The 26,348-nt window shown below is 72.7% G+C and carries 23 protein-coding genes and 13 pseudogenes; 15 read left to right on the top strand and 21 right to left on the bottom strand.

All coding sequences use genetic code 11. From position 1 onward, the window contains the following. Positions 1 to 8: 8 nt before the first annotated feature. The 3 genes from DEJ15_RS03290 to DEJ15_RS03280 form a co-directional block, all read right to left on the bottom strand. Positions 9 to 791: an endonuclease/exonuclease/phosphatase family protein gene (locus DEJ15_RS03290; protein ID WP_110825597.1), complete on the bottom strand. Its 783-nt coding sequence runs from the start codon at positions 789 to 791 to the stop codon at positions 9 to 11. Between the two features lie 61 nt (positions 792 to 852). Next, a complete protein-coding gene (locus DEJ15_RS03285) occupies positions 853 to 2,007 on the bottom strand; it encodes an LCP family protein (RefSeq protein WP_284175598.1) in 1,155 nt (384 codons plus the stop codon). Beyond that, entirely contained in the window at positions 1,946 to 2,257 is a 312-nt protein-coding gene (locus DEJ15_RS03280) for a hypothetical protein (RefSeq protein WP_284175597.1), read from the bottom strand. Before DEJ15_RS03280 ends, DEJ15_RS03285 begins: the two co-directional genes overlap by 62 nt. A gap of 239 nt (positions 2,258 to 2,496) precedes the next feature. Between DEJ15_RS03280 and DEJ15_RS03275 the strand changes: the two genes are divergently transcribed. Next, entirely contained in the window at positions 2,497 to 3,450 is a 954-nt protein-coding gene (locus tag DEJ15_RS03275) for a YdcF family protein (RefSeq protein WP_284175596.1), read from the top strand. On the opposite strand, the gene DEJ15_RS17580 is transcribed toward DEJ15_RS03275, so the two are convergent. Both DEJ15_RS17580 and DEJ15_RS17575 read right to left on the bottom strand, forming a co-directional pair. Further along, entirely contained in the window at positions 3,347 to 3,718 is a 372-nt protein-coding gene (locus tag DEJ15_RS17580) for an FCD domain-containing protein (protein WP_349814795.1), read from the bottom strand. The genes DEJ15_RS03275 and DEJ15_RS17580 overlap by 104 nt on opposite strands. A gap of 109 nt (positions 3,719 to 3,827) precedes the next feature. Beyond that, a pseudogene (locus tag DEJ15_RS17575) lies at positions 3,828 to 3,917 on the bottom strand (GntR family transcriptional regulator); the annotation flags it as partial. 173 nt (positions 3,918 to 4,090) lie between these two features. On the opposite strand from DEJ15_RS17575, the gene DEJ15_RS03265 reads away from it, so the two are divergent. Both DEJ15_RS03265 and DEJ15_RS19330 read left to right on the top strand, forming a co-directional pair. Then, positions 4,091 to 4,504, top strand: coding sequence for a MarR family winged helix-turn-helix transcriptional regulator (locus tag DEJ15_RS03265; protein WP_110825600.1), 414 nt, complete (start codon positions 4,091 to 4,093; stop codon positions 4,502 to 4,504). 82 nt (positions 4,505 to 4,586) lie between these two features. After that, a pseudogene (locus tag DEJ15_RS19330) lies at positions 4,587 to 5,748 on the top strand (LCP family protein). Here DEJ15_RS19330 and DEJ15_RS17560 read toward each other — a convergent pair. The 6 genes and pseudogenes from DEJ15_RS17560 to DEJ15_RS03240 form a co-directional block, all read right to left on the bottom strand. Next, on the bottom strand, positions 5,715 to 5,885 hold the full coding sequence (locus DEJ15_RS17560) for a LysM peptidoglycan-binding domain-containing protein (RefSeq protein WP_349814794.1): 171 nt from the start codon (positions 5,883 to 5,885) through the stop codon (positions 5,715 to 5,717). The pseudogene DEJ15_RS19330 and the gene DEJ15_RS17560 sit on opposite strands and share 34 nt — an antisense overlap. 268 nt (positions 5,886 to 6,153) lie before the next feature. Next, positions 6,154 to 6,411: pseudogene (locus DEJ15_RS17555) on the bottom strand (transglycosylase family protein); the annotation flags it as partial. Positions 6,412 to 6,750: 339 nt separating this feature from the next. Beyond that, positions 6,751 to 7,903 (bottom strand): annotated as a pseudogene (gene rlmC, locus DEJ15_RS03250) (23S rRNA (uracil(747)-C(5))-methyltransferase RlmC). A 17-nt stretch (positions 7,904 to 7,920) separates the two neighbouring features. Continuing rightward, positions 7,921 to 8,460, bottom strand: coding sequence for an SMP-30/gluconolactonase/LRE family protein (locus tag DEJ15_RS17550; RefSeq protein ID WP_349814793.1), 540 nt, complete (start codon positions 8,458 to 8,460; stop codon positions 7,921 to 7,923). A 118-nt stretch (positions 8,461 to 8,578) separates the two neighbouring features. Beyond that, positions 8,579 to 8,827 (bottom strand): annotated as a pseudogene (locus DEJ15_RS17545) (SMP-30/gluconolactonase/LRE family protein); the annotation flags it as partial. A 94-nt stretch (positions 8,828 to 8,921) separates the two neighbouring features. After that, positions 8,922 to 9,575 (bottom strand): DedA family protein, encoded by a 654-nt coding sequence (locus DEJ15_RS03240; RefSeq protein WP_284175594.1) that lies wholly within the window; start codon positions 9,573 to 9,575, stop codon positions 8,922 to 8,924. Between the two features lie 131 nt (positions 9,576 to 9,706). Here DEJ15_RS03240 and DEJ15_RS17540 point away from each other — a divergent pair. From DEJ15_RS17540 to mnhG, 11 genes and pseudogenes are all read left to right on the top strand, one after another. After that, a pseudogene (locus tag DEJ15_RS17540) lies at positions 9,707 to 10,279 on the top strand (proton-conducting transporter transmembrane domain-containing protein); the annotation flags it as partial. Positions 10,280 to 10,361: 82 nt separating this feature from the next. Then, complete coding sequence (locus DEJ15_RS03230) at positions 10,362 to 11,279, top strand: proton-conducting transporter transmembrane domain-containing protein (protein WP_284175593.1); 918 nt, start codon at positions 10,362 to 10,364, stop codon at positions 11,277 to 11,279. A gap of 106 nt (positions 11,280 to 11,385) precedes the next feature. Next, positions 11,386 to 11,703, top strand: a pseudogene (locus tag DEJ15_RS17535) (hydrogenase subunit MbhD domain-containing protein); the annotation flags it as partial. Between the two features lie 145 nt (positions 11,704 to 11,848). Next, positions 11,849 to 12,640, top strand: coding sequence for a hydrogen gas-evolving membrane-bound hydrogenase subunit E (gene mbhE, locus DEJ15_RS03220; protein WP_284175592.1), 792 nt, complete (start codon positions 11,849 to 11,851; stop codon positions 12,638 to 12,640). Then, positions 12,637 to 12,741 (top strand): annotated as a pseudogene (locus DEJ15_RS17530) (Na(+)/H(+) antiporter subunit C); the annotation flags it as partial. The gene mbhE and the pseudogene DEJ15_RS17530, both read left to right, overlap by 4 nt. A gap of 43 nt (positions 12,742 to 12,784) precedes the next feature. Continuing rightward, positions 12,785 to 13,858: pseudogene (locus tag DEJ15_RS19325) on the top strand (proton-conducting transporter transmembrane domain-containing protein); the annotation flags it as partial. A gap of 112 nt (positions 13,859 to 13,970) precedes the next feature. Next, a pseudogene (locus DEJ15_RS19320) lies at positions 13,971 to 14,327 on the top strand (proton-conducting transporter transmembrane domain-containing protein); the annotation flags it as partial. Positions 14,328 to 14,715: 388 nt separating this feature from the next. Further along, positions 14,716 to 14,856 carry a hypothetical protein gene (locus DEJ15_RS19315; RefSeq protein WP_502866146.1) on the top strand — a complete coding sequence of 47 codons (141 nt, stop codon included), beginning with the start codon at positions 14,716 to 14,718 and terminating at the stop codon, positions 14,854 to 14,856. Beyond that, the gene (locus tag DEJ15_RS03205; RefSeq protein WP_110825608.1) at positions 14,853 to 15,434 is read left to right on the top strand and encodes a Na+/H+ antiporter subunit E; all 582 of its coding nucleotides are present in this window, start codon (positions 14,853 to 14,855) and stop codon (positions 15,432 to 15,434) included. The genes DEJ15_RS19315 and DEJ15_RS03205 overlap by 4 nt, the downstream gene beginning before the upstream one ends. Continuing rightward, positions 15,431 to 15,844, top strand: coding sequence for an MrpF/PhaF family protein (locus tag DEJ15_RS03200; RefSeq protein ID WP_110825609.1), 414 nt, complete (start codon positions 15,431 to 15,433; stop codon positions 15,842 to 15,844). The genes DEJ15_RS03205 and DEJ15_RS03200 overlap by 4 nt, the downstream gene beginning before the upstream one ends. After that, entirely contained in the window at positions 15,841 to 16,206 is a 366-nt protein-coding gene (gene mnhG, locus DEJ15_RS03195; RefSeq protein ID WP_110825610.1) for a monovalent cation/H(+) antiporter subunit G, read from the top strand. Before DEJ15_RS03200 ends, mnhG begins: the two co-directional genes overlap by 4 nt. Positions 16,207 to 16,332: 126 nt before the next feature. Here mnhG and DEJ15_RS03190 read toward each other — a convergent pair whose 3' ends face one another. The 5 genes and pseudogenes from DEJ15_RS03190 to mgrA form a co-directional block, all read right to left on the bottom strand. Then, a complete protein-coding gene (locus DEJ15_RS03190; protein ID WP_258365853.1) occupies positions 16,333 to 17,421 on the bottom strand; it encodes a glycoside hydrolase family 26 protein in 1,089 nt (362 codons plus the stop codon). A 1,475-nt stretch (positions 17,422 to 18,896) separates the two neighbouring features. Beyond that, on the bottom strand, positions 18,897 to 20,120 hold the full coding sequence (locus tag DEJ15_RS03185; RefSeq protein ID WP_220032667.1) for an MFS transporter: 1,224 nt from the start codon (positions 20,118 to 20,120) through the stop codon (positions 18,897 to 18,899). Between the two features lie 183 nt (positions 20,121 to 20,303). Continuing rightward, entirely contained in the window at positions 20,304 to 20,453 is a 150-nt protein-coding gene (locus DEJ15_RS03180; RefSeq protein WP_284175591.1) for a hypothetical protein, read from the bottom strand. A 381-nt stretch (positions 20,454 to 20,834) separates the two neighbouring features. Continuing rightward, a pseudogene (locus tag DEJ15_RS17525) lies at positions 20,835 to 21,056 on the bottom strand (Fic family protein); the annotation flags it as partial. Between the two features lie 540 nt (positions 21,057 to 21,596). Continuing rightward, positions 21,597 to 22,642, bottom strand: a pseudogene (gene mgrA / locus DEJ15_RS03170) (L-glyceraldehyde 3-phosphate reductase). 54 nt (positions 22,643 to 22,696) lie between these two features. Here mgrA and DEJ15_RS03165 point away from each other — a divergent pair. Beyond that, on the top strand, positions 22,697 to 23,155 hold the full coding sequence (locus tag DEJ15_RS03165) for an iron chaperone (protein WP_110825617.1): 459 nt from the start codon (positions 22,697 to 22,699) through the stop codon (positions 23,153 to 23,155). Here DEJ15_RS03165 and DEJ15_RS03160 read toward each other — a convergent pair. The 5 genes and pseudogenes from DEJ15_RS03160 to DEJ15_RS19305 all read right to left on the bottom strand — a co-directional run. After that, positions 23,136 to 23,861: a phosphatase PAP2 family protein gene (locus tag DEJ15_RS03160; protein WP_110825618.1), complete on the bottom strand. Its 726-nt coding sequence runs from the start codon at positions 23,859 to 23,861 to the stop codon at positions 23,136 to 23,138. The genes DEJ15_RS03165 and DEJ15_RS03160 overlap by 20 nt on opposite strands. Before the next feature lie 104 nt (positions 23,862 to 23,965). Next, positions 23,966 to 24,478: an ROK family protein gene (locus DEJ15_RS03155; protein WP_284175589.1), complete on the bottom strand. Its 513-nt coding sequence runs from the start codon at positions 24,476 to 24,478 to the stop codon at positions 23,966 to 23,968. After that, positions 24,475 to 24,732 carry an ROK family protein gene (locus tag DEJ15_RS03150; protein WP_284175588.1) on the bottom strand — a complete coding sequence of 86 codons (258 nt, stop codon included), beginning with the start codon at positions 24,730 to 24,732 and terminating at the stop codon, positions 24,475 to 24,477. Before DEJ15_RS03150 ends, DEJ15_RS03155 begins: the two co-directional genes overlap by 4 nt. Before the next feature lie 150 nt (positions 24,733 to 24,882). Beyond that, the gene (locus tag DEJ15_RS19310) at positions 24,883 to 25,779 is read right to left on the bottom strand and encodes an ABC transporter ATP-binding protein (protein ID WP_502866145.1); all 897 of its coding nucleotides are present in this window, start codon (positions 25,777 to 25,779) and stop codon (positions 24,883 to 24,885) included. Between the two features lie 250 nt (positions 25,780 to 26,029). Then, a pseudogene (locus DEJ15_RS19305) lies at positions 26,030 to 26,203 on the bottom strand (ATP-binding cassette domain-containing protein); the annotation flags it as partial. Between the last annotated feature and the right edge of the window lie 145 nt (positions 26,204 to 26,348).

Genomic DNA, 26,348 nt, shown 5'->3' with positions numbered 1-26,348 from the left:
CGCCCCGCTCAGATGCGGATCGTCGCCACGACCGGGAAGTGGTCGCTCGCGAACCAGCTCTCGGGGCCGTCGTGGTCGATCACGACGCGGTCGACACCGGCCACCCCGCGGGTGAGCACCCAGTCGATGCGCTCTCCGCTCGGCACCGGCGGCTGCCACTCGTTGTAGGACGCCGTCCGGTCCTCGGGGTCACCGGCGACGGTCCACGCGTCGGTGTACCCGGCCTCGGCGAAGACCCGCGACGCCGGACCGGACCCGGACGGCTCGTTGCAGTCGCCGGCGAACACGACCGGCCCGTCGACGACCGACAGCCGCTGGACGATCAGCGCGGCGCTGCGCCCGCGGACCTCGTCCCCGTGCGGGCCCGGTTCGTGGTCCAGGTGCGTGGTCAGCAGCGTGAAGGCCGGGCCCTCCGCATCGAGGAACTCCACGTGGTTCGCGATGCGCGGGTACTTGCTGCCCCACGTGTTCGAGACCGGCTCGTCCGGGGTGTCGGACAGCCAGAACGACCCCGACCCGGCGGGACGGAAGCGGTCGCGTCGGTAGAACACGGCGGCGTGCTCGCCCGCGGCGCCGCCCTCGCGACCCTGACCGATGTCGGCGTGGTCGGGCAGCCCGGCGCGGAGGTCGTCCATCTGGTGGTCGAACGCCTCCTGCACGCACACCAGGTCCGGGTCGTGCCGACGGATGAGGTCGAGGACGACCGGGCGGCGAGCGGGCCAGTCGTGCGCCGGGTCCGGGTTCTTGATGTTGTAGGTCATGAGGGTGATCGGGCGCGCGGTGCTGGTCACCCGTCGAACCTACCCGGAGGCACCGGGGCGCCGCCGCCCGTCGTGCGTCGGTGGGCCACCCTCAGTTGATGCAGACGCCTTCCTGCCCGTACTCGTGCACCGCCGTCGACGAGGGGCTGGGTTCCGCGGGCTCGGCCGGCTTCGACGCCTCGGCCTCCTCCGACGGCTGGGACGGCTGGGCCTCCTCCGACGGCTGCGCCGCAGCGGGAGCGGAGGGCATCCCGCCGTCCGTGCCGAGGACCAGGGTGACCCCCTGCACCGCGGTGCTCTGGACCGGCACCGCGCCGGGGACCACGGACGCGACGGCCTTGGCCTGGGCCTCCTGGCCGGCCGGGTACTGGACCATCGTCGTGGCCGTCGTCGCCGAGGAGCCGGGCGTCCCGACCTGGAACCCGCGTCCGGTGAGCACGCCGCTCGCGGTGGCCGCGGCGCCGGTGACGCCGCTGCCGTTGGTGACGGTGACGGACACGGACGCCGGGTCAGCGGCCTTCGCGTCGGTGTACGCGGGCGGCTCCCCGACGAGGCCCTGGACGAAGGCGGGCATGCCTGCGGTGTCGACCTCGACCACGGAGAGCGCGTACCCGTTGGGGTAGACCGTCGGGGTGCCGAGGATCGGGATGGTCGCGGACTTGATGTTCGCCGGACGGAGGTTGCTCATCTGTCGCGCGAGCGAGAGCAGGTCGAGGTCCTGGTCGGTGTCGACGGAGTCACCCATGGCGTCGATGATCTTGGTCATCTTCACCGGGTTGAGGAGCGTGCCGGCCGACAGGATCTTCCGCGCTTCCTGCGACAGGAAGTACTGCTGCCGGACCTGGCGGTCGAGGTCGCCGTTCGGCAGCCCGTGCCGCTGGCGGACGAAGGACAGCGCTTGCTTCGCATCGAGCTGTGAGACACCGGCGGGCAGGTCGACGCCCGAGTACGGGTCCTTCGTGGCCTGCTTGAGACAGACGTTGACCGGGCCGAGCTGCTTGACGATCTCGTAGAAGCCGAGCAGCGACACCCGCACGTAGTGGTCGATCGTCAGCCCGCTGAGCCCCTGGATCGTCGCGATGAGTTTCTTCGCACCACCGACGGCACCACCGCCGTCTCGGGTGCCGTACTCGAAGGCGCTGTTGAGCTTGCCCTTGCCGACGTCCGGGATGTCGACGTAGGAGTCACGCGGGAACGAGATCATCGTCGCGCTGCGGCCGTCCGCGGCGATGTGCAGGACGATCATCGTGTCGGTGTTGGTCGCGCCGCCGTCCGTCTCGGTGCTCAGTTCGGCGAGCTGCTCGGGGGGTGGCGTTGTCCGGTCGGTGGTCGTCACCGACGAGCAGGATGTTCATCGCCCTGCCGTCGACGTCGTCCTCCGCCGGTGGCGCACTGCCGATCGCGTCGACCTTCGTGACGCTGCTCGCGAGCCGGTTGTACGCGTAGGCCGCGTACCCACCGCTCAGCAGCACGGCCATGGTGAGGACGCCTGCCACCGCAGGGAGGACGGCTCCCCCAGTGGCGCTTCCGGCGCCCGTGGCGGGGCGGCACGGCGCGGTCGGCACGGCGGGGCCTGGTCTCCTCGGGTGCGTTCGTCACGGGGAGAACCATAACGGTGGGGCTCGCGGATGACATGGGTTCCGGCTGGACGAGCTGTACGGACCCCTCCGGGAGGCCCCGCTCACGGCCCTGCGGCGGGCGCGGTCCGCACATGGTCGCCCAGTACGGTCGCAGGGTGTTCCTGTCCGTCCTCGCCGTGTGCTGCGCCCTGGTCGCCGTGCTCCTGGTCGGAAACGGCGTCCGCGCACTCCGCCGCGGTGCCCGCAGCCTGACCAGGCTCCTCGCACTCGTCGCCGGGACCGTTCTGCTCGCGCTCGACGCCCTCGTCGTCGTGCTCGCGCGGGTCGACACCCCGACCAGCTCGGCGGTCCTCGTGCTCGTCCTGGCGGTCGCCGGGTACGTCGCCGTCGCCTTCCTCGTGTTCCTCGGCGCCGCGCTCGCGTACGGGCACGTGCGGGTGTCCGAGCAGGCCGAGGCGCTCGTCGTGCTCGGGTGCGGGCTCGTGCACGGGCAGGTGTCGCCGATGCTCCGGTCCCGGCTCGACCGCGCGGTCGAGGTGTTCCGGCGGTCGGACGCCGCCGGCCGCACCCCGGTCGTGGTGGCGTCCGGCGGGCAGGGCGCGGACGAGGACCGGACCGAGGCCGACGCCATGGCCGAGTACCTGGTCGGGCACGGTGTCCCCGCGGACCTCGTCCTCCGCGAGCCGCGCTCCCGGAACACCCGCGAGAACCTCCGGTTCTCCTCCGGGGTCCTCCGGGACGCCGGGGTGGACGGGCGGACGCTCGTCGTCAGGAACGACTACCACGTGATGCGCACCGCGATCACGGCCCGGCGCACCGGTCTCGACGCCCGCGTGCTCGGCGCCCCGACGGCACGGCAGGCGGTCCCGAGCGCGTTCCTGCGGGAGTTCGCCGCCGTGCTCGTCATGCACCGCTGGTGGCACCTCGCGGCGGTCGTGGCGATCGTCGCACTCTGGTCGCTCGGGCTCGCCACGGGGGGTCCTGCCCCGCTGAGTGCCGGCCGCTTCAGTTCCTGGTGGGCAGCAGGTGGGCGGCCTCCATGGCGAGCTCCGCGGCGATCGGGTCGTTCGCCGCGACGGCGTCGCGGAGTTCCCGCACGCGGGGCGTGACCGCCTCGGGCGGCACGACCTCGGCGAGCTCGGGGACCCGCAACCGGAAGGCGAGTCCGTCGGTGGTGGCACGGCACAGCTGGGCGAGGGACGCGTTCCCGCAGGCCTCCGCCCACATCGCGTAGAGGTCCGCGCCGTCGTGGGCGACCTCGGCCTGCTGGCCCTCGCCGAGGCGCTCGAGCACGTCGTCGAGCGTCCGGACCACCCGGCGGCGCTCGGCGTCGGTGAAGCGCGGGACCGCGAGCCGGACGACGCCGCCGTAGATCACGCCGAGCGTCTGGTAGGCGTCGAGCAGCTCGGCCGCGCTGGGGGGCGGCGACCTTGGTGTAGCGGTTGGGGGCCATCTCGACGAGACCGGCGCGGGCGAGTTCGGCCAGAGCCTCTCGGATGGGAGTGCGGGAGACGCCGAGCCAGGCGATGAGGTCGTCGTCGTTCAGCCGCTCGCCCGGCTCGAGCGTGCCGTCCATGATGGCGTCCCGGATCTTGTCCTGCACGGTGTCCCGGAGGAGCTTGCGCTCGGCAGCGGGCTGGGTCGAGGGCACTGGCATGCGTTCAGCGTGTCACATGTCACGCGGTCGGCGCGAGAGGCGCGACGGCAGCGCGCCGGAGGAAGTGGACCGCCCGACCGTAGACTCGCGGCATGGACGACGAGCCCTCCCGGTGGCCGATCGGGCGACTGCTGGCGGCCGCCGCACGGGCCGTCGAACGGGAGTGGGACGAACGACTCCGGGCGATCGGCCTGCCCCACGCGGCGCTCATCGCGCTCGACATCGCCCTCCGGAACGGCCCGACCGGCGCGGACGTCATCGCGAGGACGGCGCGCGTACAGCCGCAGACCATGTCCCGCACCCTCGAACGGCTCGAACGGGACGGCCTCGTCGTCCGCGGACCCCACCCCGAGGACGGACGTCGCCGGGTGGTGACGGTCACCGAGCGCGGGCGGGAGATGTGGGAGACCGCACGGCACATCGAGCGCGAGGTCCTGCCGGACGACCCGGAGCTGCGCCGTCGTCTCGGCGCGATCCTCTTGGGGAAGCGCCCGAGCCCACCGTGATGCTGGTACTTGTGTTCTACGTCTGAAATGTGACACCCTGGATGGGTCGGCACCAGGGCCGACCTGTCCCCAGGGGGGTCTCGTGACCGGACGCCGCGCCGCAGCGCGCTCCATCCGGCACCGCCCGCTGCTCGTCGCACTGCTGGCGACCGTCGGGTCCCTCACGGCGATCGCCACGGTGCTCGCCGTCGTCGCCAGCGTGTTCATCGGCGGCCTGGCCGAGCGGTACGACGCGGGACGCACCGTGCTCGACGACCCCTTCCCGAGCGGAGGACGGCCGCACGACGACGGGGACGCACTGGACGTCCTGCTCATCGGGTCGGACGCACGGGAGCGGCTCGACCCGCAGCACGACGGCGTGGGCGGTGGCCGTTCCGACACCCTGATGCTCGCGCACGTCTCGGCCGACCGCAGACACGTCTCCCTGATGTCGATCCTCCGCGACTCCTGGGTCGAGGTGCCCGGACACGGCAGGGCGAAGATCAACGCCGCCTACTCGTGGGGCGGTGTCCCACTGACCGTGCAGACCGTCGAACAACTCCTCGGGGTCCGGATCGACCACGTCGCCGAGATCGACTTCGCCGGGTTCGTCGGGATGACCGACGCCCTCGGCGGCGTGACGGTGCAGTCCCCCCGCGACCTTCGACGCCCGCGGACACCACTTCGTCCGGGGACCGAACGAGCTCGACGGCGCCGCGGCGCTCACGTTCGTGCGGGAGCGCTACGCCTTCCCGGACGCCGACCACACCCGGGTCCGCAACCAGCAGGCGTTCATGCGCGCGCTCCTCGAGCGGGTCCTGTCGGCGGACACCCTGACCGATCCCGGGGCCGTGCAGCGGTTCGTGAGCTCGACGAGCGCGTACCTCTCCGTCGACCCCGGTCTCACCTTCCCCACCCTGGTCGACCTCGGCTGGTCCCTCCGCCGGATCCGGCCGCACGACCTCGAGACGTTCACGCTCCCGACCGCCGGGGGTGGCACCAGCCCGGACGGCCAGAGCTACGTCGAGGTCGACCGTGCCGAACTGACCAGCCTCACCATCGCCCTGCGGTCCGACGACGTCGAGGGGGTGGCTCGCGGGGCACGCGGCAGGGCGGACCGCGGCCACCGGCTGAGGCGACACGGCCGTCCGGGGACTCCGGGCCGGGGACGACGAAGCGCCCCACGACCGAGGTCGTGGGGCGCTTCCGATCGGCTGCGTGACGCTGGACGTCAGGCCGGGAGCTGCAGGGTCTGCCCCGCGTAGATGAGGTTGGCGTCGTCGATGGTCGACGTGTTCGCCGCCCACAGCTGCTTCCAACCACCGTCGATGCCGAGCTTCGTCGCGATGGTGTCGAGCGTGTCGCCGGACACCACCTTGACGGTCTTGCCGCTCGTGGGCACCGCGGCCGGCTTGCTCGAGGTCGCCGACGGAACCGGCGTGCTCGGGGCGGCCTTCGGAGCCGGGGCCGGTGCGGGAGCCGCCGGCTGGGCCGGGGCCGCCTGCTGCGCGGGGGGCCGCCGGGGCGGCGGGGGCCGGTGCCGGCGCGGCCGGCTGCGGCACCGGTGCCGGAGCGGCGCCGGTGGTGCCGCTCAGGCCCAGCTTTGCGGAGCAGGCCGGCCATGCGCCCCAGCCCTGGGAGGCGAGGACGTTCTCGGCCACCGCGATCTGCGTCTCGCGGCTCGCGGCGGCCGGGCTGCCGGTGCCGCCGTTGGCGGCCCAGGTGCTCTGCGTGAACTGCAGTCCGCCGTAGTAGCCGTTGCCGGTGTTCGCGGCCCAGTTGCCGCTGGCCTCGCATGCTGCCAGGGCGTCCCAGGTCGAGCCGCTGGCCGCACTCGCCGGTGCAGCCGCGAGACCGACGCCCGTCGCGGCGAGGCCGGCGAAGGCGAGTCCGCCGACGAGGGCGCGGGTTCGGGTGTGGTTCTTCATGTCGTTGCTCCACCGGGGCCGCACTCGTCGTTCCCGACGCCGGCTGCCCACCCCGACCGATCGCGGTCAGTCTGATGGCGTCACCGGGGGGCAGCCTCCGCGCCGGTGTCACGGTCGGCCACCATAGGAAACTCTGGCTCGTTATCAAACCGAGACAAATGGTTCTGCCCATCAGTGGTATGTACCCCTCGGTAGAACCTGAATCACCCGATCGCCGCGCCTGCGGCGATCGGGACGTACCCGGGTACACGACCTTCCGAGTTCCCTGGCAATCCCGGCCCGGCGTTGTGCGAGGCGGACCGGAGGCCCGGGACGGACCCGCACCGCGCCTCCCGGCCGTCAGGCCCGCGAGAGCAGCGTCACGGCCTCGAGGTGCCCCGTCTGCGGGAACATGTCGAGCACGCGCGCCCGCCGCAACCGGTACGACGGCATCGCCGCGAGGTCACGCGCGAGTGTGACCGGATTGCAGCTCGAGTACACGACGTGCCGGACGTCCGACGCCTCGAACCACCCCGCGAGCTCGGCACCGATGCCGCGCCGGGGCGGGTTCACGACCACGAGTTCCGGGGTGGCGCCGGGACGAGCGCGGAGGGCGTGCGCCGTGGCGTCGTCCGCGGCGAACCGGACGTCGGCCAGACCCGCTTCACGGGCGGACTGCTTGGCGGACACGATCGCCTCCCGGCTCGTCTCGATGCCGGTCACCGCGCGACCCGGCCGGGCCGCGTGCAGGGCGAATCCGCCGACCCCGCAGTACAGGTCCCACATCGACGCCGGGTCGACCTCGTCGATCCACGCGGACGCCTGCGCGTACAGCTGCGTCGCGACGGCCGTGTTCGTCTGGAAGAAGCTCTGCGGGCGCAGGTGCATCGTCACGGGACCGAGGCGCATCGGGAGGGTCTGCTGCTCGGTGAGCACGACCTCCCGGTCCCCCCTCCGTGACGGCCTTGTGCTCCGGCAGGAGGTTCGCGGTCACGACGACCGCCTGCGGCAGCACCCGTCGGAGCACGTCGAGGTGGTCGCGGAGGCGCGGGAGCTGTCCCTCCGAGCGGAGGACGAAGCGCACCATGAGCTCGGCGTCGGGCGACTCGGTGACGAGCACGTACTTCAGCTCACCACGGCGCTGGCGGACGTCGTACGGGATGAGCCCCGCGGTCGAGACGAAGTCGGCGAGCACCGGGAGCGCCCGCTGGATGCCCGGCGTGCAGATCCCGCAGTGCCGCAGGTCGACGCCACGCTGGCGGTCGTCGAGGATCCCGACGGTGGGGTGCTGCACGGAGCCGCCGACCACCATCTTCGCCTTGTTGCGGTACCCCGACTCCGGACTCGTGACCGCGGGGAGCCACTCGACCGCTCCCGGGCCGCCGGCGGCCTCGACCGCGTCGTGGAGGAGCTCCCGCGTCCGGAGTTCCTTGTCGAGCACCTGGTCGCCGTATGGCTGACCCATGAGGGTGCACGACCGGCACACCCCGCGGTCGAAGTAGTCGCACTGCATGGCCGGGTCAGGATACGTCAGCGGCGGGCGGCGTCCCGGGTCGTGGTCCGGATGCGGTGCACCGAGGTGGTCGCCGTGATGAAGAGGGTGCGGCCGTCGTCGCCGCCGAAGCAGAGGTTCGACACGACCTCGGGGACCGGGACCGTGCCGATCCGGACCCCGTCGGCGGAGCAGACGACCACCCCGAGGGCGGAGGACGACCAGATCCGTCCGGCCTCGTCGACGCGGAGGCCGTCCGGCACGCCCTCGTCCGGAGCGAAGCGCACGAGGTCGCGGCCGTTCTTCACCCGCACGGCCGGGGCTCCGGCCGCGTCCGGGTCCACCACGACGTCGTACGCGCGGATCACCGGGCGGTCACGGTCCGAGCTCGCGACGTACAGCACGCGCTCGTCGGGCGAGAACGCCAGGCCGTTCGGCTCGTCGACGTCGAGGACGACCGGGCGGAGGTCCTCGCCGGCGGGTCCGCAGCGGAACACCCAGTGGTCGCCGTACTCCCGCACGCCGGGGTGTCCTTCCCGCGGCTGCGTGATGCCATACGCGGGGTCGGTGAACCACACGCTGCCGTCCCGGGTGACGACGACGTCGTTCGGGGAGTTGTAGCGGACCCCTCCCCCAGGACGACGTGATCGGGGTCACGGTGCCGTCCCGGTCACGCTCGACCCGGCGCAGCCCGTGCGAGCACTGCACCACCGATCCGTCCCGGTCGAGGGTCCGGCCGTTCGTGTACTCCACGTCGTCGGCGTACACCGACACCGTGCCCTCCGCCGCGGACCACTGCATGATCCGGTCGCCGGGGATGTCCGACCAGCGGAGCGTCCGGGTCGCGGGGATCCAGCACGGACCCTCGGCCCAGGTGCTGCCGGTGTCGAGGGTCTCGAGCGCGGTGGGGTCGGGGACGAGCTCGGCGATGGTCGACTCGGGCACGGGTCCTCCTCCGAACGCGGACGGTCACACCACGGTACGGGCGCGCGTCCGTGCGGCACCCAGACCGTCGCAGCCGGTCGACCGCCGCTCGCGCTCAGCGCGCGGCGACCGCTTCGCTCCGCCGGCGCAGGGCCTTCTCGACCGCGGAGATGCCGAGTCCGAGGAGGATCGACGCCACGACCGCCACCACCGTCACGAGGAACGGCTGGTCGCGGCTCCAGCTCCCGGTCGCCGCCGCGATCGCGACGCAGTACGCGGCCCACACGACGTCGGCGAGCAGGCAGGCGAGCAGGAACCGCCGGGCGTCGAGTCCGCTGTCGGCACCCACGAGGTTCGTGGTGAGCCGGCCCATCGGGATGAACCGGCCGAGGACCGCGATGCGCCCGGGTGCCGACCGGTAGCGCTCGTCGATGGCCTCCCGCGCCTTCCTGACCTTCGGCCGCGTGAACCAGGACTTCGAGCCGAGGTCCGCCGAGCGCGCCAGGTGGTAGAGCCCGAGGTCACCGAGCACCATGCCGGTCGTCGCCGCGACGACGAGGAGGAGCACCGGCAGGAGCCCGCCGTCGCCACCGACCAGGAGCGTGCCGATCGCCACCACCATCGCCTGGCTCGGCAGGAACACCGCGACGCTGCCGACGGCGAGCACGAGACCGACGGCGAGGAACGCCCACGGGGTGCCGACGAGTTGGAGCACCACCTGTTCTGCTGCGTCCACCGGGTCACCCTCCGCGGCGCGCGAGATCGGCACCGTCCGTCCGATCATCCCAGATAGGCAGGCCGGGCTGCACCCGGACGGATGCGCGGAAGGGATCAGTCTGCTCCGGCTCGGCCCACCCTGTCCGCCCGTACAGGCTCTGCTCATCCACCTCTCCGTAGGCTGTGAGGAACCAAGAGAGCCGGACTGCAGCCCGACCCCCCGAGGAGGTGTCCGCTTGTCCACCGTCCTCATCGCGTTCGGCGTCATCGCACTCGTCGTCCCCGCACTCACCCCCCCTGCTCGGGCGCCGCGTCTTCTTCGTCGCCGCCCTCGCACCCGCGGCCGCCGCCGTCCTGACGGTGACGCAGACCCCTGCCGCACTCGGCGGCGGTGTCACGGAGCGGGTGCGGTGGATCCCGCAACTCGCACTGGACCTCGCGTTCCGGGTGGACGCCCTGTCGTGGGTGCTCGCACTGGTCGTCACCGCGGTCGGCGCACTCGTGCTCGTCTACTGCGCCTCGTACTTCGACGCCGACGAGCCCGGGCTCGGTCGGTTCGCGGGCGTGCTGACCGCGTTCGCCGGGTCGATGTACGGCCTGGTGATCGCCGACGACGTCATCGTGCTGTTCGTCCTGTGGGAGGCCACGACGGTCTTCTCGTACCTGCTCATCGGCCACGACGCCGTGAAGCGGGCCAGTCGCGCAGCGGCCATGCAGGCGCTCGTCGTGACCACCGCGGGCGGGCTCGCGATGCTGGCGGGCCTCGTGGTGATCTCGGTCGCCGCCGGGACGACCTCGCTGTCCGGCATCATCGCCGCTCCCCCCGACCGGCACCGCGGTGTCGGTGTCCGTCGTGCTCGTGCTCGTCGGCGCGCTGACGAAGTCCGCGATCGTGCCGTTCCACTTCTGGCTGCCGGCCGCGATGGCCGCGCCGACCCCGGTGAGCGCGTACCTGCACGCGGCGGCGATGGTGAAGGCGGGGATCTACCTCGTCGCGCGCCTCGCCCCGGCGTTCGCGCTGCTCGACGGCTGGCGTGAGACGGTCACCGTCCTCGGTGTGCTCGGGATGCTCGTCGGCGGGTACCGGGCGCTCCGGCAGACCGACCTCAAGCTCCTGCTCGCCTACGGCACCGTGGCCCAGCTCGGCTTCCTGCTGCTCGCCGCCGGGTGGGGAGCGCCGGAGATCGCCCTGGGCGGCATCGTGCTGCTCGTGGCGCACGCCACCTTCAAGTCGACGCTGTTCCTGGTCGTCGGGACGGTCGACCACGTCGCCGGCACCCGCGACCTCGGGAAGCTCAGCGGTCTGGGCCGACGCCTCCCCCTGGCTGGCCGCGGTCGCCGTGCTCGCGCTCGCGTCGATGTCCGGGATCCCGCCGCTCGTCGGCTTCGTCGCGAAGGAGGCCGTGCTCACCGGCTTCGTCGAGGAGCTGCACGGCACGGACGCGGTGTGGGCCTGGACCGCGCTCGTGGGCATCACCGTCGGCTCGGCCCTGACCGTGGCGTACTCCTGCCGGTTCTTCTGGGGCACCTTCGCCCGCAAGGCCGGGGTCCCGCAGACCGAGCCGCACGCCCTGCACGGGATGGGGGGTCGTCCCGTCGCTGCTCGGCGTCACCGGACTCGTGCTCGGCCTCGCGACCCCGTTCGTCGCGCACGGCTTCGAGTCCGCCGCCGAGACCGCGCGGCACGGCTCCGGCGAGGTCCCGCACCTGGCCCTCTGGCACGGGCTCGAGCCCGCGCTCGGCCTCTCCGCGCTGACGCTCGTCGCCGGGATCGCGCTGTTCCTCGTCCGCGCCCGGGTCGAGGCCGTGCAGCACCGCTTGGCCGGCTCCCCCCCTCGGCGTCGGGCACCTACCGCCGCCTGATGCGGGCACTCGACCGGTTCGCGACCTGGCTCACCGCGAGCCTGCAGCGCGGCTCGCTGCCGTACTACCTGACGGTGATCCTGTCGGTCTTCGTCGCCGGCGCGCTGCTGAACCTCGTCGTCGGCGGCCCGTGGGAGTTCCACGTCCGCTTCGCCGACACGTGGGGGCAGCTCCCGGTGGCCGTCGTGATGTCGGCCGCCGCGGTGTCCGTGCTCGCCGCGAAGACCCGGTTCGCCGCCGCCGTGTTGGTCGGGGTCACCGGGTACGGGACGTCGATCCTGTTCCTGCTGCACGGCGCCGTCGACCTCGCGTTGACGCAGCTCGTGGTGGAGACCGTCACCCTCATCGCCTTCGTGCTCGTGCTCCGACGCCTGCCCCCCGAAGATCGGCACCGCCAACCCGTCGCGCTTCCGGGTCCTCCGGGCGCTGTTCGCCGCCCTCGCCGGCGTCACCCTGGCGACCGTGGTCATCGTCGCCGCCTCGGCCCGTACCGCCCGACCGCTGTGGCCGGACCTGCCCGCGCTGACCAGTTCGTTCGGCCACGGGCTCAACGTCGTCAACGTCGCACTGGTCGACCTCCGCGGATGGGACACGCTCGGCGAGCTCACCGTCGTCGTGGCGGCCGCGACCGGCGTCGCGAGCCTCATCTTCGTGAAGTCCCGCGAGGACACCCTTCCCCGCCTGCGGGACATGCCGGCCGGGGTGGCGAACGGGGACGACCGTGCCGACGGGGAACCGCGCGCCTGGCTGCCGACGAGCGCAGCGATCCCCACCGGCCGCTCCGCCCTGCTCGACATCGTCGTCCGGCTGCTGTTCCACGGGCTCGTCGTGCTGTCGCTCTACCTGCTCTTCGCCGGGCACAACTCGGCCGGTGGCGGGTTCGCGGGCGGACTGGTGGCCGGCATCGCCCTGGCCGCCCGGTACCTCGCCGGCGGACCGGCCGAACTCGGCGCGGCGGCCCCGATCCGGGCCGGACGACTCCTCGGGCTCGGCGTCGCCACGGCGGCGGTCACGGCGATCGTCCCGATGGTCGCCGGCAAGGAGGCGCTGTACTCCGAGTTCTTCGAGGCGACCGTCCCCGTGCTCGGGCACGTCGAGTTCGTCACCGCCACGTTCTTCGACATCGGCGTGTACCTCGTCGTCGTCGGGCTCGTGCTCGACGTCCTCCGCTCGCTCGGCGCCGAGGTCGACCGCCAGCGCATCGAGGACCGCCGCACACCCGCCGCCGACACCATGGAGGGAACCAACGCATGACCGTCACCCTCGTCCTCGTCATCGCGATGGCCGTGCTGTTCTCGTGCGGCGTCTACCTGCTCCTCGAACGCTCCCTGACCCGGATGCTGCTCGGGTTCCTGCTGCTCGGCAACGCGCTGAACCTGCTGCTCCTGACGATGTCGGGTGCCGCGGGCGACCCGCCGATCGGGGAGTCGGCGGACGGCATCGCGGACCCGCTCCCCCCAGGCCTTCGCCCTGACCGCGATCGTCATCACCTTCGCGGTGAGCGCGTTCCTGCTCGCGCTCATCCACCGCTCGTGGCGGCTGTCCCGCGCCGACGAGGTCGAGGTGGACGAGGCCGACGTCGCGATCCGGCAGGACCGCCAGGACCCCGCCGACGACGACCCGGAGCTCGCCGAGGAGGACGACGCCGCACCGCGCGACCCGAAGGCCCCCCGAGGACGAGGACGACCCGCACGTCAGCGCTCCCCACGACACCGACCGAGAGCAGGCCCACCCGTGACCGCCCTCGTCCCGCTCCTCGTCCTCGTCCCGCTCCTCGGGGCCGCCGTCGCCCTCGGGCTGCTCCGGCACCAGCAGTTGCAGCGCGCCATCACGGTCGCGGTGCTCGTCATCGCCGTCGCGGTCGCCGTCACGCTCATGGTGCTCGTCGACCGCCACGGCACGATCGTCGTGCAGGTCGGCGGGTGGCAGGCGCCGTACGGGATCTCGCTCGTGGTCGACCGCCTGAGCGCCCTGCTCCTGACCGTGTCGGCGTCGGTGCTGCTCGTCGTCCTGCTCTTCTCGATCGGCCAGGGTCTGGCGGACGACGACGAGGACGCACCGGTCACGATCTTCTACCCGACGTACCTCGTGCTCGCGGCGGGCGTCCTCGACTCGTTCATCGCCGGTGACCTGTTCAACCTGTACGTGGCGTTCGAGATGCTCCTGGTCGCGAGCTACGTGCTCATCACCGTCGGCGGCAGCGTGCAGCGGGTCCGCGCCGGCACGACCTACATCATCACGAGCCTCATCTCGTCGTCGATCTTCCTCGCCGCCATCGGCCTGGTCTACGGCGCGACCGGCACGGTGAACATCGCCCAGATCAGCGAGCGCGTGGCCGACCTGCCCGACCACGTCCAGCTCCTGCTGCACACCATGCTGCTCATCGGGTTCGGCATCAAGGCAGCGGTCTTCCCGCTCGCGTTCTGGCTGCCGGACTCGTACCCGACCGCCCCGGCCCCGGTGACGGCGGTGTTCGCGGGCCTGCTGACGAAGGTCGGCATCTACGCGATCATCCGGCTGGAGACGATCATCTTCCCCCCGGCCCCAGCTGAACACGGTCCTGCTCGTGGTCGCCACGCTGACGATGATCGTCGGCGTGCTCGGCGCGGTGTCGCAGACGGACGTGAAACGGTTGCTGTCGTTCACCCTGATCAGCCACATCGGCTTCATGGTGATGGGCATCGGGCTCGGGTCGGTGGTCGGTACGGCGGCGGCGGTCTTCTACACGGTGCACCACATCGTCGTGCAGACGACACTGTTCCTCGTCTCCGGGCTCATGGAGCGGGTCGGCGGCACGACGTCGACGCGGTCACTCGGCGGTCTCCTCACGGCGGCCCCGCTGCTCGCGGCGCTCTACCTCGTCCCCGCGTTCAACCTGGGCGGGATCCCGCCGTTCTCCGGCTTCATCGGCAAGCTCGGCCTGTTCCGCGCGGCAGCCGAGGACGGCTCGCCACTCGCCTACGTGACCATCGGCGCCGGGGTCGTGACGAGCCTCCTGACCCTGTACGCGCTGATGCGCGTCTGGGACGCCGCCTTCTGGCGGCCGAAGCCCGCCGCCGAGGCGGCCGCACCGCACGCCAGCGTCGCCGAGCCGCACGAGCACCTCCGGGCACCCGAGCCCGCCCCGGTCACCGTGCCCGAGGACGCGACGGACGACCGGACGGGAGGCACGGCCCCCCGCCGGCGTGCCCGGCGCGGTCGTCCGCGCCCCGGCCGGGGACGGTTCGATCGGCACCCTCGACGACCCGACGCGGTCCGACGCCCACAGCACGGGCGACGCCCCGTCCTCCGAGCACGCCCGGTCCTCGCTCCCGCGGATGATGGTCGCGGTGACGACGGTCGCCGTCCTCGGCTCGGTCGCCCTGACGGTCGTCGCCGGTCCGCTCTACGGGTACGCGACCCGCGCCGCCGAGTCCCTCGAGTCGCCCGACCGCTACGTGCAGGCCGTGCTCGGAGGTGACGAGCAATGAGCGACGCCCGCCGCTACACGAACGCGCGCCGGATGGCCCTGGCCTGGCGGTACGACGTGCCCCTGGTCGCCGGCCTGACCGTGCTGTGGGCGCTGCTCTGGGGCAACTGGACGCCGCTGACCCTGCTCTGCGGGATCGTCGTCGCGCTGCTCGTCACGCAGCTGCTGCCGCTGCCACCGGTCCCGCTGTCCGCACGGTTCTCCGTCCTGCACGTGCTCCGGTTCCTCGTCGTGTGGGCCGGGTACGTCGTCGCGGCGTCGTTCCGGGTCGCCTGGGTCGCCGTCCGGCCGCGAGGGGTGCGGAAGAGCTCGATCGTCCTCGTGCAGCTGCACACCACCTCGGAGATGACGTTCACGCTGTCGACGATCGCGATCTCGCTCGTCCCCGGTTCCTACGTCATCGACGAGGACCTGCGGCGCCGACGCCTGCTGCTGCACGTGCTCGACACCGAGCGCATCGGACAGGTGGACCACGCCCGTCGAGAAGCGATGACCATCGAGGCGCTCGTCATCAGGGCGATCGGGTCGCAGCAGGACGTGTCCGAGCTGTCCGAGCCGCTGCCGGAGGTGACCCGGTGAGCGCCGCCGTCGTCGTCATGGCCGTCGGGGTCGCCCTCGTGCTCCTGCTGCTCGGCGCGACCCTCGCGCTCGCGGTCGGCCGGATCGTGCGCGGACCGACGATCCTCGACCGGATGATCGGGTCGGACATGGTGCTCACCACCGTGCTGCTCGTCATCGCCGCGGCGATCGTCGTCCGGCAGGACCCCAGCGCGGTCCCCGTGCTCGTCGTCATCGCCGCGACCAGTGTCTTCGCGACCGTCGCCGTCGCGCGGGCCGTCACGCCCTCCACCGACCCCGAGGACGAGGGCATGGACGCCACCACACCTGAGCATGCCGTCCAGGCAGCGGACGAAGCGGCGGTCGCCGGCCAGGCCGACGACGCCGCGGCCGAGGGCGACCACGGCCACACCGCAGGAGGCCAGCGATGACCGAGATGACGGACATGCTCCAGGCGTTCCTCGACGACGCCGGGATCCGCGCCTGGATCGCCCTCGCGCTGCTGCTCGTCGGGGCATCGCTGTCCCTGGCCGCGGCGATCGGCATCGTGCGCTTCCCGGACCCGCTGGTCCGGCTGCACGCGATGTCGAAGCCGCAGGTGCTCGGCCTCGCCTGCTGTCTGGCGGCGGTCGTCGTCGCCGTGTGGACGTGGACGGCACTCTGGGTGGTCCTGCCGGCGATGGTGTTCCAGCTCGCACTCGTGCCGGTGTCGACGCACATGATCGCCCGGGCCGGGCTGCGTTCGGGCGACTACCGGCACGAGGAGCTGCTGGTCGACGACACCGAGGGCTGATCGCCGGCGAACGGGGTGTTCGGACCAGGTGAGGCTCCTGGATCCGTGTGCCCTGCCCGGAAGTCCGGTGACTGCTCGGTCCTCCATCCGCCGCGCTTGTTCCAGGAGGAGTTCGCCTGAGGTGGCTCAGTCGTGCGCGTCTGGCGTCGCGGGTGCTGGGCACCCCTCCGTGCCCGTTCCGAACCGGAGCCAGTCGGGCAGGGCTGCGGTGAAGGCGTCTCGGGTGTCGGAGTCATGCAGCACGGTCCAGTCGACTCGTTGCCCGACTTCGACTTCGTCCTTGTCCCACTCGAACCAGTTGATCATCCGGAGATCAGGGAAGCGGGCCGCGGTGTCGGCGGAGAACACCTGCGACCACCACGCTTGCTTGATCGCTCCCTCGCCTGCCGCATCACCGCGGGGAACCACGAGCGCCGCGGTCTCAGGGACGGCCACGGGCTTCCCGTGCTCGGTGCCGTAGATGCCGTAGAAGTCGGGCACGGCGCTCTGGTCCCCGTCGAGACCGTCGTACTCGCCACTGAGCTTGGCAGCGAACTTCCCCTCCTCCGGCATCTCGTTCTCACCCCAGGGCGGTACTGAGCCCCAGTGGTAGAGGGAGACGCCGACCCAGTCGACCACGTCGTCGCCCGGGTAGTACGGCGCGTAGGGGTCGTCGTGCATCGTCAGGACGCCGTCCCCGTCGGTGTCCAGGAGACCGAAGTCCGCCGTTCCGGCCACGGCTTGGGAGGGGCCGCCGGAGAACGGGTATCCGCCACCCTCGTTCGGTGCCCACATCATCCGGCTGCCCGGCGCCCCGCTGCCCAGCGCGTGAGCGACCCGGCGGAACGTCGCGACGTACTCCTCCGGTTGCTGGCCCCAGGCGTACCAGGAGCCGTTCATCTCGTGGGCGAAGCGGACGATCACGGGCACGCCGGTGCTCTGGATCCGCTCGACGAGCGCGGCGACGTCATCGGCCACGTCGACCGTGACGGCAGGGAGGCCCTGCTGCGGCTCGAGCGTCAACAGGAGCGTTCCGCCCTGGGCCCGCACCTGCTCACCAGCGGCCAGCACGTTCTGACGGTCCTCCTCGCGGAACGGCACGTCCGCGAACGACACAGCGACCGCGGGGTGGTGGCCCAGCAGGCCCGCGTACTCGGCGAGGGTCTGATCGCCCCAATCCGGGTTCACTCCGAACAAGACCCCGACGTCGGGAGCGACGTCTGCATCGGCGTCCACGCGACAGGTCGTCGAAGCGGTGGGCGTGGGTGTCTCCGCGGTGCATCCAGCGAGCAACGCTGCGCCGAAGACGGTCAGGGACATGAGTGCGGCCGAGGGAACCAGGCGACGACGGGAAGAGCGGACCACGATCATCATTCTCCCGGACCACCGACGGCGCCTGCCGTCAGGCCTCGATCACGAGTCGAGTCACCCGACCCCCCTCCGACGCGATCCGCCAACCGTGCCGGGTGTGCCGCTCGCAGAACCCCCCAGGTGGTCTCCCCCCGCCTCCATCCCGACGAGCCCGGACTCCCGGAGGGAGTACTCGAAGCACCGATCGGCGTCGGCAGGAGCCGAGACGTCCCGGAGTCCTCCCCCAGGAGTGCATGGTCGGGTCGCCCTCGCCGGTCCACCGGGCCCACAGGCTCGCAGGGCACCAGCTCGTGTCGTCGGGGCTCGACAGCGCCCGCATCCCGTCGCAGTCGCGGCCGACGGCGGCGTCCAGGAAGGCCCGGCCCACGTGCTCGCCGACGCGCCGGCCGGTGGGAGCGGCGCGGACGGCCCCGACCTCCCGGGGACGGACACGACGACGATCGCGGCGACCAGGACAGCGAGGACGGACCCGAGACCCACGACCGTGATGCGACGCACGGCTCATCATCGCGACGGCCACGCCGTGAGGGGAAGGCTACCGGCTGAGAACCGGTGCAGGCGCCCCATCCCGCCGCGGTCAGCGCACGCTGTCCCGGCGCGACAGCACCAAGTCCATCGTCCCCGGCGGGACGGTGACGACGGCAGCCAGCACTGGGGCATCCTCCCGACGGGCGCGACGGTACGGTGGCCGTCATGGGCGGGCGCCGATCAGCGGCTGAGCGACTGCGAGCGTGGTGGCGCGCCGTGAACGCCGTCCCGGTCCCGAGTGTGGCGGCACCGGGACGTGCTGCAGTCCCGTACCCGCGATTCGAGCGCCGGGCACAGCGCGTCTTCGCGAAGGGTAGGAGTACCTGCTCCGCGAGATCGTCGAGTCCGCCGCCGCGCAGCACCGAGTGGCGGCGCCGGGCGACCTGTCGTTCGACGTCCCCTGGATCGTCCAACCGCAGCGAGCCCGGTCCGCGATGTCCGACGACACGAAGGGCCACGGGGTGACGGCCGCGCAGATGCAGGAGGTCGTGGACTGGCTGGTCCACGAGGGGGGCGCTCCGACCGCTCACCGATGCGCACCGGGACGAGCTCGTGCAGTCCGGCATCGCGGCTCGGCTCCGGTGTACCGCTCAGGGCTGGCCGCCGACTTCCGGGCCCCCCCGGGTACGCGGAAGCCGTCGAGCAGTCGTACCGTGAGTCCGACCGGGACACCTGGGTCGTCGTGCCTGCGGTGATGCTGGCGGTCTACCCGCACCTCGCGGATGCGACTCCAGCCTGGCGACGCGTCGCCGAACGACCGGACCGGCCAGGGGCATCGGCCTGAGCCGCCCGGGCCGCGGCGTCGCCGGTGCTCAGCGCACGCTGACCCGACGGGACAGCACCAGGTTCGCCACCGCGGCCAGCACGACCACGGCCGCCGAGATCGCCGGGAACGCCATCGCAGCGGGCGTACCGGCACGCTCCGCGACCTCACCGACCACGGCCGAGGCGATCGACTGCCCGACGATGACCGCCGAGCCGAGGATCGTCATGGTCGTCGCCGAGCGGCCCACCGGCGAGCGGTCGGACCCGAGGCTGTACTGCGTGACGAGGGTCGGACCGATGCCGATGCCCATCACCGCGAGGACGATCCCGACCGCGAGCACGGAGTCCGCGGTCGCGAAGACGATCGCCGAGCCCAGGAGCACCGCGCCGAACACCAGCCACCGCCAGCCGAGCCGGAAGGCCCGCGGGAACGCCGCCGACCCGAGCGCGAGCCCGGCCGAGCCGATGCCCATCAGCCCGTAGAGCAGGCCGGCGCGCGACGACCCGCCGTGGTCGGCCATGAACGCGGTCAGCGAGGTCAGGGTCGACCCGAAGAAGAACCCGATGCCGAGGATGCCGACGACCACGACCACCAGACGGGGCCGGAGGAGCTCCCGGGCCGGCGCGGGACGGGGGTCGGACGCGTGCGCGATCGTGAGCCGACCGGTGGGGTGCAGCGCGAACGCCGTCACGAAGACGAAGGTCAGCACGGAGGCCCCGGCCACGGCGACCCACGGCGCGATCGCGCTCGCGAGGACACCGACCAGGAACGGCCCGACGATGAAGACGGTCTCGTCGGCCGCGGACTCGTAGGCCATCGTGCCGCTGAGGACCCGCTCGTGCCGCTTCGGGTCCATGCGGTTGCGGATGATCGCGACCAGCCGGGTACGCGACATCGGCGCGACCTGCGGTGCGCTCGCACCGATGAGGAAGGACATCGCGAGGACGGCGAGGTCCGGCGCGGCGCTCTGCACGACGAACGGGAGCGCCCCGAGCAGCACCGCGTTGGCGAGCCCGACGGGCACGAGCACCGCCCGCTGCCCGTACTTGTCCGCAGCGGCGCCGACGAGCGGACCGAACAGCGCCGAGCCGATGCCGACGGACGCGGAGTTGACGCCACCGAGGGCGACCGAGTCGCGAGCGGCGACCACGAGGGTCAGGACGCCGACGACCATCATCGCGAACGGGAGCCGCGCGATGAAGGCGATGGGGAAGTAGGACCGCCCGGCGAGGGTGATCAGGGACGCGCTGGTGGAACGCGGTTGGAGCATGGTGGGGGGTGTGCCTTCTCGGCCCGCCCCTGTCGGGCGGACCCATCGGGTGCCGCCGCTGTCCGCCGGGGTGCCGGCGTCCGGTAGATACACGGTTGTTGCTGGATTGCGTGTCCAGGGTACCCGCCGGACGGGAGGCGCGTTCCGGCTGGTGCCCAGCCTCCCGTCCGGCGGTCCCTGCGGTCAGCCGCGCCGGCCGGCGCGTGCCGCGAAGGCGTCGAGCGCCTGGAGGACGTCGTCACTGCGGTAGACGCGCGACCGCAGTGAGTACTCCGACTTCGCCTGCAGCACCCCGGCCGACGTGAGCGTGTCGAGGGCACGGTAGACGTTCACGGAAGGTCCGAGTTCCACCCCCCAGCGTGGCCGCGGTGACGACAGGTTGGCGCGCGACCACCTCGAGGACGCGCCAGACGGCGGAGTCCGACCGGGACCGGACGGTGTCCCGCCAACGCTCCCGAACCGCGTGCACATCCGCGACCAGGACGGTCGCGTTGTCCACCGCTCGGAAGCAGGCCTCCGCGGTGGCCGTGACGATCGCGGCGACGTCCCCCCGCGCGGTAGGCGTCGAGTGCCGCGTGGTAGCCGGCCGTGTCGGTCAGCAGGCCGGCGGAGACCGGGATGGTGACGTTCCTGGTCAGCCCGGTCCCCCCGGAACATCGCCTGCATCAACGCGCGGCCGGTGCGGCCGTTGCCGTCCGTGAACGGGTGGATCGTCTCGAACTGTGCGTGCGTCACGGCGACCTGGACGAGCCGGGGCAGGTCGGACCGGCGGGCGAACCGCATGACGTCGTCGACGAGGCCGGGCACGCGGTCAGCGCGTGGAGCCACGAAGTCGGCACCCCGCGGGCTGTCCGCCGCACGACCGATCCACACCGGTTCGTCCCGCCAGGTGCCCGCGTCGTGGTGTGGGTCGCCCTCGAGGAGCGCAGCGTGCATCGCCAGGACCGTCTCCGGCGTGAGGTCGGCCGCCAGCTCGAGTGCCGCCTGCATCGCTCGCGTGTTCGCGACGATCTGCGCGGCGTTCTGACGGGACGAGTCCCCCCAGTTCCGCGGTGAAGATCGCTCGCGCGCTCGCCGTGAGGTGTTCGATCTGCGAGGACGCCGCTGCCTCGGACCGCAGCAGCAGTGGTGCGAACGCCGCGATCTCGCCACCGAGGCCCGCATCGAAGCGGACGAGTGCCTCGGTCGCGTCGTCGACGATCGCTGCGGTCGCGGACGGGACCACCGGATCCAGGTCGGCGATCAGCGGCGGGACGGCTGCTCGGTAGGGGTGACCAGTGGTGGACCGTCGGCTGGCGGCGATGCCGAACGACGCGTAGCGGGACTCGAACCAGAGTTCCTCGGAACCGATCGCGGGCCATCCCATGCCGACCTCCTGTCACCCTGACGCCTTGTCGTTGACACTTAGACTACCAAGTGTCGAACTCGGGGCGCGCTGGTGACACTTCGGCACCGGGCGGGACGGCCCGCGTCGGATCAGGAGACCTCGCCGGCGCGGGCGCCCGCCCACAGGTCGACGTCGGCGATGCCGACGGTGTGCTCGTCGATGGTGCGGAGCTCCTCGTCGGAGAACGTCGTGTTCGCGAGCGCCGCGACGTTGTCCTCGAGCTGCTCGACGCGCGACGCCCCGATGACGAGCGAGGTCACGCGCTCGTCACGGAGGGCCCAGGCGAGCGCGAGCTGCGCCATGCTCTGCCCACGCGCCTCCGCGACGGCGTTCAACGCGTTCAGGTGCTCGACGACCTCCGGGGTGATCGTCGACGGGTCGAGCGACTTCCCCCGCTGCGGCCCGGCTGCCGTCGGGCACGCCGTTCAGGTACTTGCCGGTGAGGAGCCCCTGCGCGAGGGCGGTGAACCCGATCACGCCGAAGCCGAGTTCCCCGGCGGCGTCGAGCAGTCCCTCGGTCTCGATCCAGCGGTTGAGCATCGAGTACGAGGGCTGGTGGATGAGCAGCGGCGTGCCGAGGTCCCGGAGGATCGCGGCGGCCTGGCGGGTGCGGTCGGCGTCGTACGAGGAGATGCCGACGTAGAGCGCCTTGCCCTGCTGGACGGCGGTGTGCAGGGCGCCCATCGTCTCCTCGAGCGGCGTGGACGCGTCGAGCCGGTGCGAGTAGAAGACGTCGACGTAGTCGAGGCCGGTCCGGCGCAGCGACTGGTCGAGCGAGGCGAGCACGTACTTGCGGGAACCGCCACCCTGGCCGTACGGACCGGGCCACATGTCCCAGCCGGCCTTCGTCGAGATCACCATCTCGTCGCGGTAGGGGGGCGAAGTCCTCGCGCATGAGCCGGCCGAAGTTGACCTCCGCGGCACCGTAGGGCGGGCCGTAGTTGTTCGCGAGGTCGTGGTGGGTGATGCCGAGGTCGAACGCCCGGCGGCTGACGGCGCGCTGCGTCTCGAAGGGCACGTCGTCGCCGAAGTTGTGCCAGTAGCCGAGGCTCAGCAGCGGCAGGTCGAGGCCGGAGTGGCCGGTGCGGCGGTACGTCATCGAGTCGTAGCGGTCGTCGGCAGCGATGTAGGTCATGAACCCGAGCCTGCCACGGCGCTACCGTGATGCCCACCGACGAAGGGACCCGCCATGGCAGCACGCGACGAGACCTCGGACAGCACCTTCACCGAGGAGGAGCGCGCCGCGATGCGCGAGCACGCGGCCGAGGTGAAGGCCAGTCGCAAGCGCGGGACCTCCAAGGCCGAGAAGGCCGCCCTCGACGCGCAGGCCGTGCTCGACAAGATCGCCGCGATGCCCGAGCCGGACCGCGGCCTGGCGGAGCGGATCCACCGGATCGCGCTCGAGGTCGCTCCGGACCTCGCGCCGAAGCTCTGGTACGGGATGCCGGCCTACGCGAAGGACGGCTCGGTGGTCTTCTTCTTCCAGGACGCTGCGAAATTCAAGGCGCGGTACTCCACCCTCGGGTTCCAGGACGCGGCGGCGCTCGACGACGGGTCGTTCTGGCCGACGTCGTTCGCGGTGACGCCGGAGTTCTCGCTCGACGACGAGCGGACCGTCGCCGAGCTCATCAGGCGCGCGGTCGGCTGAGCCCGTACTCGGCCCGGCGGAGCACCGGGATCCGCGGCATCGCCCAGTCCGCCCAGACGAGCCGTGCCGCCGGTGCCACGGCGAGCGCCCACAGCACCGAGGCGACCGTGTCCGTCGGGAAGTGCACCGCGTCGATCGTGAGCGCGAGCACGACCACGATGACGACGACCGAGCCGAGCACCACCGCGAGTCGGTGCCACCGCGTGTCCCGGAGCACCCACGCCAGGGCGATCACGAACGCGACGACGAAGACGGTGTGCCCGCTCGGGTACGAGGGGTCCGGCTGCGTCGCGAAGGGGTGCGGGAGCGCGGACGTGTCAGGACGGGGCCGCTGCACGAACTCCTTCACGAGGTCGGACGGCACCCAGGTGATCGCCACCGTCCCCGCGAACGCCGCCGCCGGCCGCACGTCCCGACGGACGAGCCAGACGACGCCCGTGACCACGATCGTGATGCCGATCGCCGGCACCGGGCTGATGACGTGGTAGACCGCGGTCGTGAACGCCCCGAGCGCGCCGACGTGCAGCGCGTTGAGCGCCCGCGCGAGCCCGAGGTCGACGTCCCCGAGCACGAAGCCGACGATCGTGATGAGGACCACCGCGCCGACCGCGATCGCGATGGTGCTGAGCGGATGGGGCGTCGGGACGAGGATGCCGCGCTGCGCGGGCTTCCGGCGGGCAGGCGTCACGAGCGGCGCATCGGTCATCCGGCCATGCTCCCAGTCGACCGACCGGGCCGAGCCGGGAGACCAGCGGGCGGAGATCAGAGAGCGCTCAGCCCGCACCGTCCGGGCGTGACACAGCGCTGGGATCAGGCCCCGAGCACGACCCGCCGCACCTGCGCGGCCGCCCCGAGCGCCACGGCGTCCGCCCCGAGCACCGACTGCTCCACGCGGATCGCCGCCCCGCTGACCGGGGGCTCGGCCGCGAGCGCCGCCGTGACGGCCGGTTCGAGCAGGTCCCACGACCGGGCGACCCCGCCGCCGATGACGACGGTCGTCACGTCGAGGATGCCGGCGGTGAGCAGCACGGCCCGGGCGATGCCCCACCCCGCGGTCGCGAACACGTCCTGCGCGTCCCGGTCGCCCGTGCGGGCCGCCGTGGCGACCTCGTGCGTCCCGATCCGGCGACCGGTGCGCTCGGCGTACCGGTCGGCGATGCCCCGGGCACCGGCGACGGTCTCGAGGTGCCCGCGCGCCCCGCAGGTGCAGACGGTGTCACCGAAGCCGGGGACGTGGCCGATCTCCCCCGCGGCACCGTGCGGCCCGCCGAACAGCGTCCCGCCCAGGACGAGCGCACCGCCCACCCCGGTGCCGAGCGTCATGCCGAGGACGTCGGGCTCCCCCGGCGACCGCCCCCCGCGGCGACCTCGCCGAGCAGGAACGCGTTCACGTCGTTGTCGAGGGTCGCCGGGACCCCGAGCCGTGCGGCGACTGCGTCGGTGACGCCGTAGCCGGCCCATCCCGTGAACGAGTTCGCGGTCACGAGCACGGTGCCCGTGGTCGGGTCGACGACACCGGCGGCGCCCACCCCGACCCCCGCCAAGGAGGCCCGGTGCCGGTCGAGCAGGGACCGCACCGCCGCCTCGGCCGCGTCGAGGATCGCGTCCCCACCGTCGTGCGCGGGGGGTCGGCAGGTCGATGCGGTCGAGGACCCCGAGGTCGGGGGTGGCGAGGAGCACCTTCGTGTTCGTCCCGCCGACGTCGATGCCGGCGAGGACCGCGCCCGTCACGGGGCCACCGCAGCGAGGGAGGCCAGGCGCTCGGCCCGGCGCTGCCGTTGCACCACCGGGTCGGGGACGGGCACCGCGGCGAGCAACCGTCGCGTGTAGTCGGTGGTCGGGTGCAGGAGCGTCGACGTGGTGGGCCCCTGTTCCTCCACGGCGCCGGCCCGCATCACGACGACGCGCTCGGCGAACTGCTGCACGACGGCGAGGTCGTGCGAGACGAACAGGCACGCGAAGCCGAGGTCGCCCTGCAGCTCGGTGAGGACCTCGAGCACGGCCTCCTGCACGCTGACGTCGAGCGCACTGGTCGGTTCGTCGGCGACGAGCAGCCGTGGGTCGAGCACGAGCGCCCGGGCGAGGCTGACCCGCTGACGCTGCCCGCCGGAGAGCTCCCGCGGGGCCCGTGTCGCGAGGGAGCGCGGCAGCCGGACGGCGTCGAGCGCCTCATCCACCCGGCGGCGGCGGTCGGCCGAGGACGTCCCGCGGCGGTGGACGGCGAGCGGTTCGGCGACGCAGTCGGCGACGGACATGCGCGGGTCGAGCGAGGCGACCGGGTCCTGCAGGACGACCCCGATGCCGGACCGGAGCGCGCGGCGGTCGCGGCCCCGGGTACGGCGGAGGTCGGACCCGAACAGCCGGACGCTGCCGGCGGTGGGCCGGACGAGGCCGAGAGCGACGCGGGCCGCGGTGGACTTGCCGGAGCCGGACTCGCCGACCAGACCGACGGTCTCCCCCCGCGTGGACCTCGACGTCGATGCCGCGGAGGGCGTGCACGGCGCGGGCGCCGCGGCCGAAGGTGACCGACACGTCGCGCAGGTCGACCACCGGGGTGCGGTCGGGCCTCCCGTCCGTTGGCGGGGCAGCGTCGGGCACGCGAGACGCCTCGGTGACCTCGGCACGCCGCGGTTCTCGGCGGCGTGCGGACGACCCGGCGGCGTCCTGCGCCGACGCCGCCGTCTCGAGCCGCGGCACCGCGGCGAGCAGCCGCTCGGTGTACTCGTGCTGCGGGCGGAGGAGCACGTCCTCGACGCCGCCGGTCTCGACGATCCGCCCGCGCAGCATCACCGCGACCCGGTCGGCGAAGTCGGCGACGACGCCCATGTTGTGGGTGACGAGGAGCACGCCGGTGCCGGTGTCGGCGGCGAGCGCCCGGAGGAGTTCCAGGATCTCGGCCTGCACCGTGACGTCGAGCGCGGTGGTCGGCTCGTCCGCGATGAGGAGCGCCGGCTCGTTCGCGATCGCCATCGCGATGACGACGCGCTGCCGCTGCCCGCCGGAGAGCTGGAACGGGAAGGCCTTCGCGCGCTCCTCCGGCGACGGGATGCCGACGCGGCGGAGCAGGTCGGCGGCCTGGCGGGCGGCGTCCCCCCGCGGAGACCTGCCGGTGGTTCCGGATGACCTCGGCGATCTGCGTGCCGACGCGGGTGAGCGGGTCGAGTGCGGTCGCGGGCTCCTGGAACACCATCGA

Origin of the sequence: Curtobacterium sp. MCJR17_043 (genome assembly GCF_003224315.2) — a bacterium.
Taxonomy (GTDB): Bacteria; Actinomycetota; Actinomycetes; order Actinomycetales; family Microbacteriaceae; genus Curtobacterium.
This window is presented reverse-complemented; position numbering and strand designations above follow the sequence as displayed.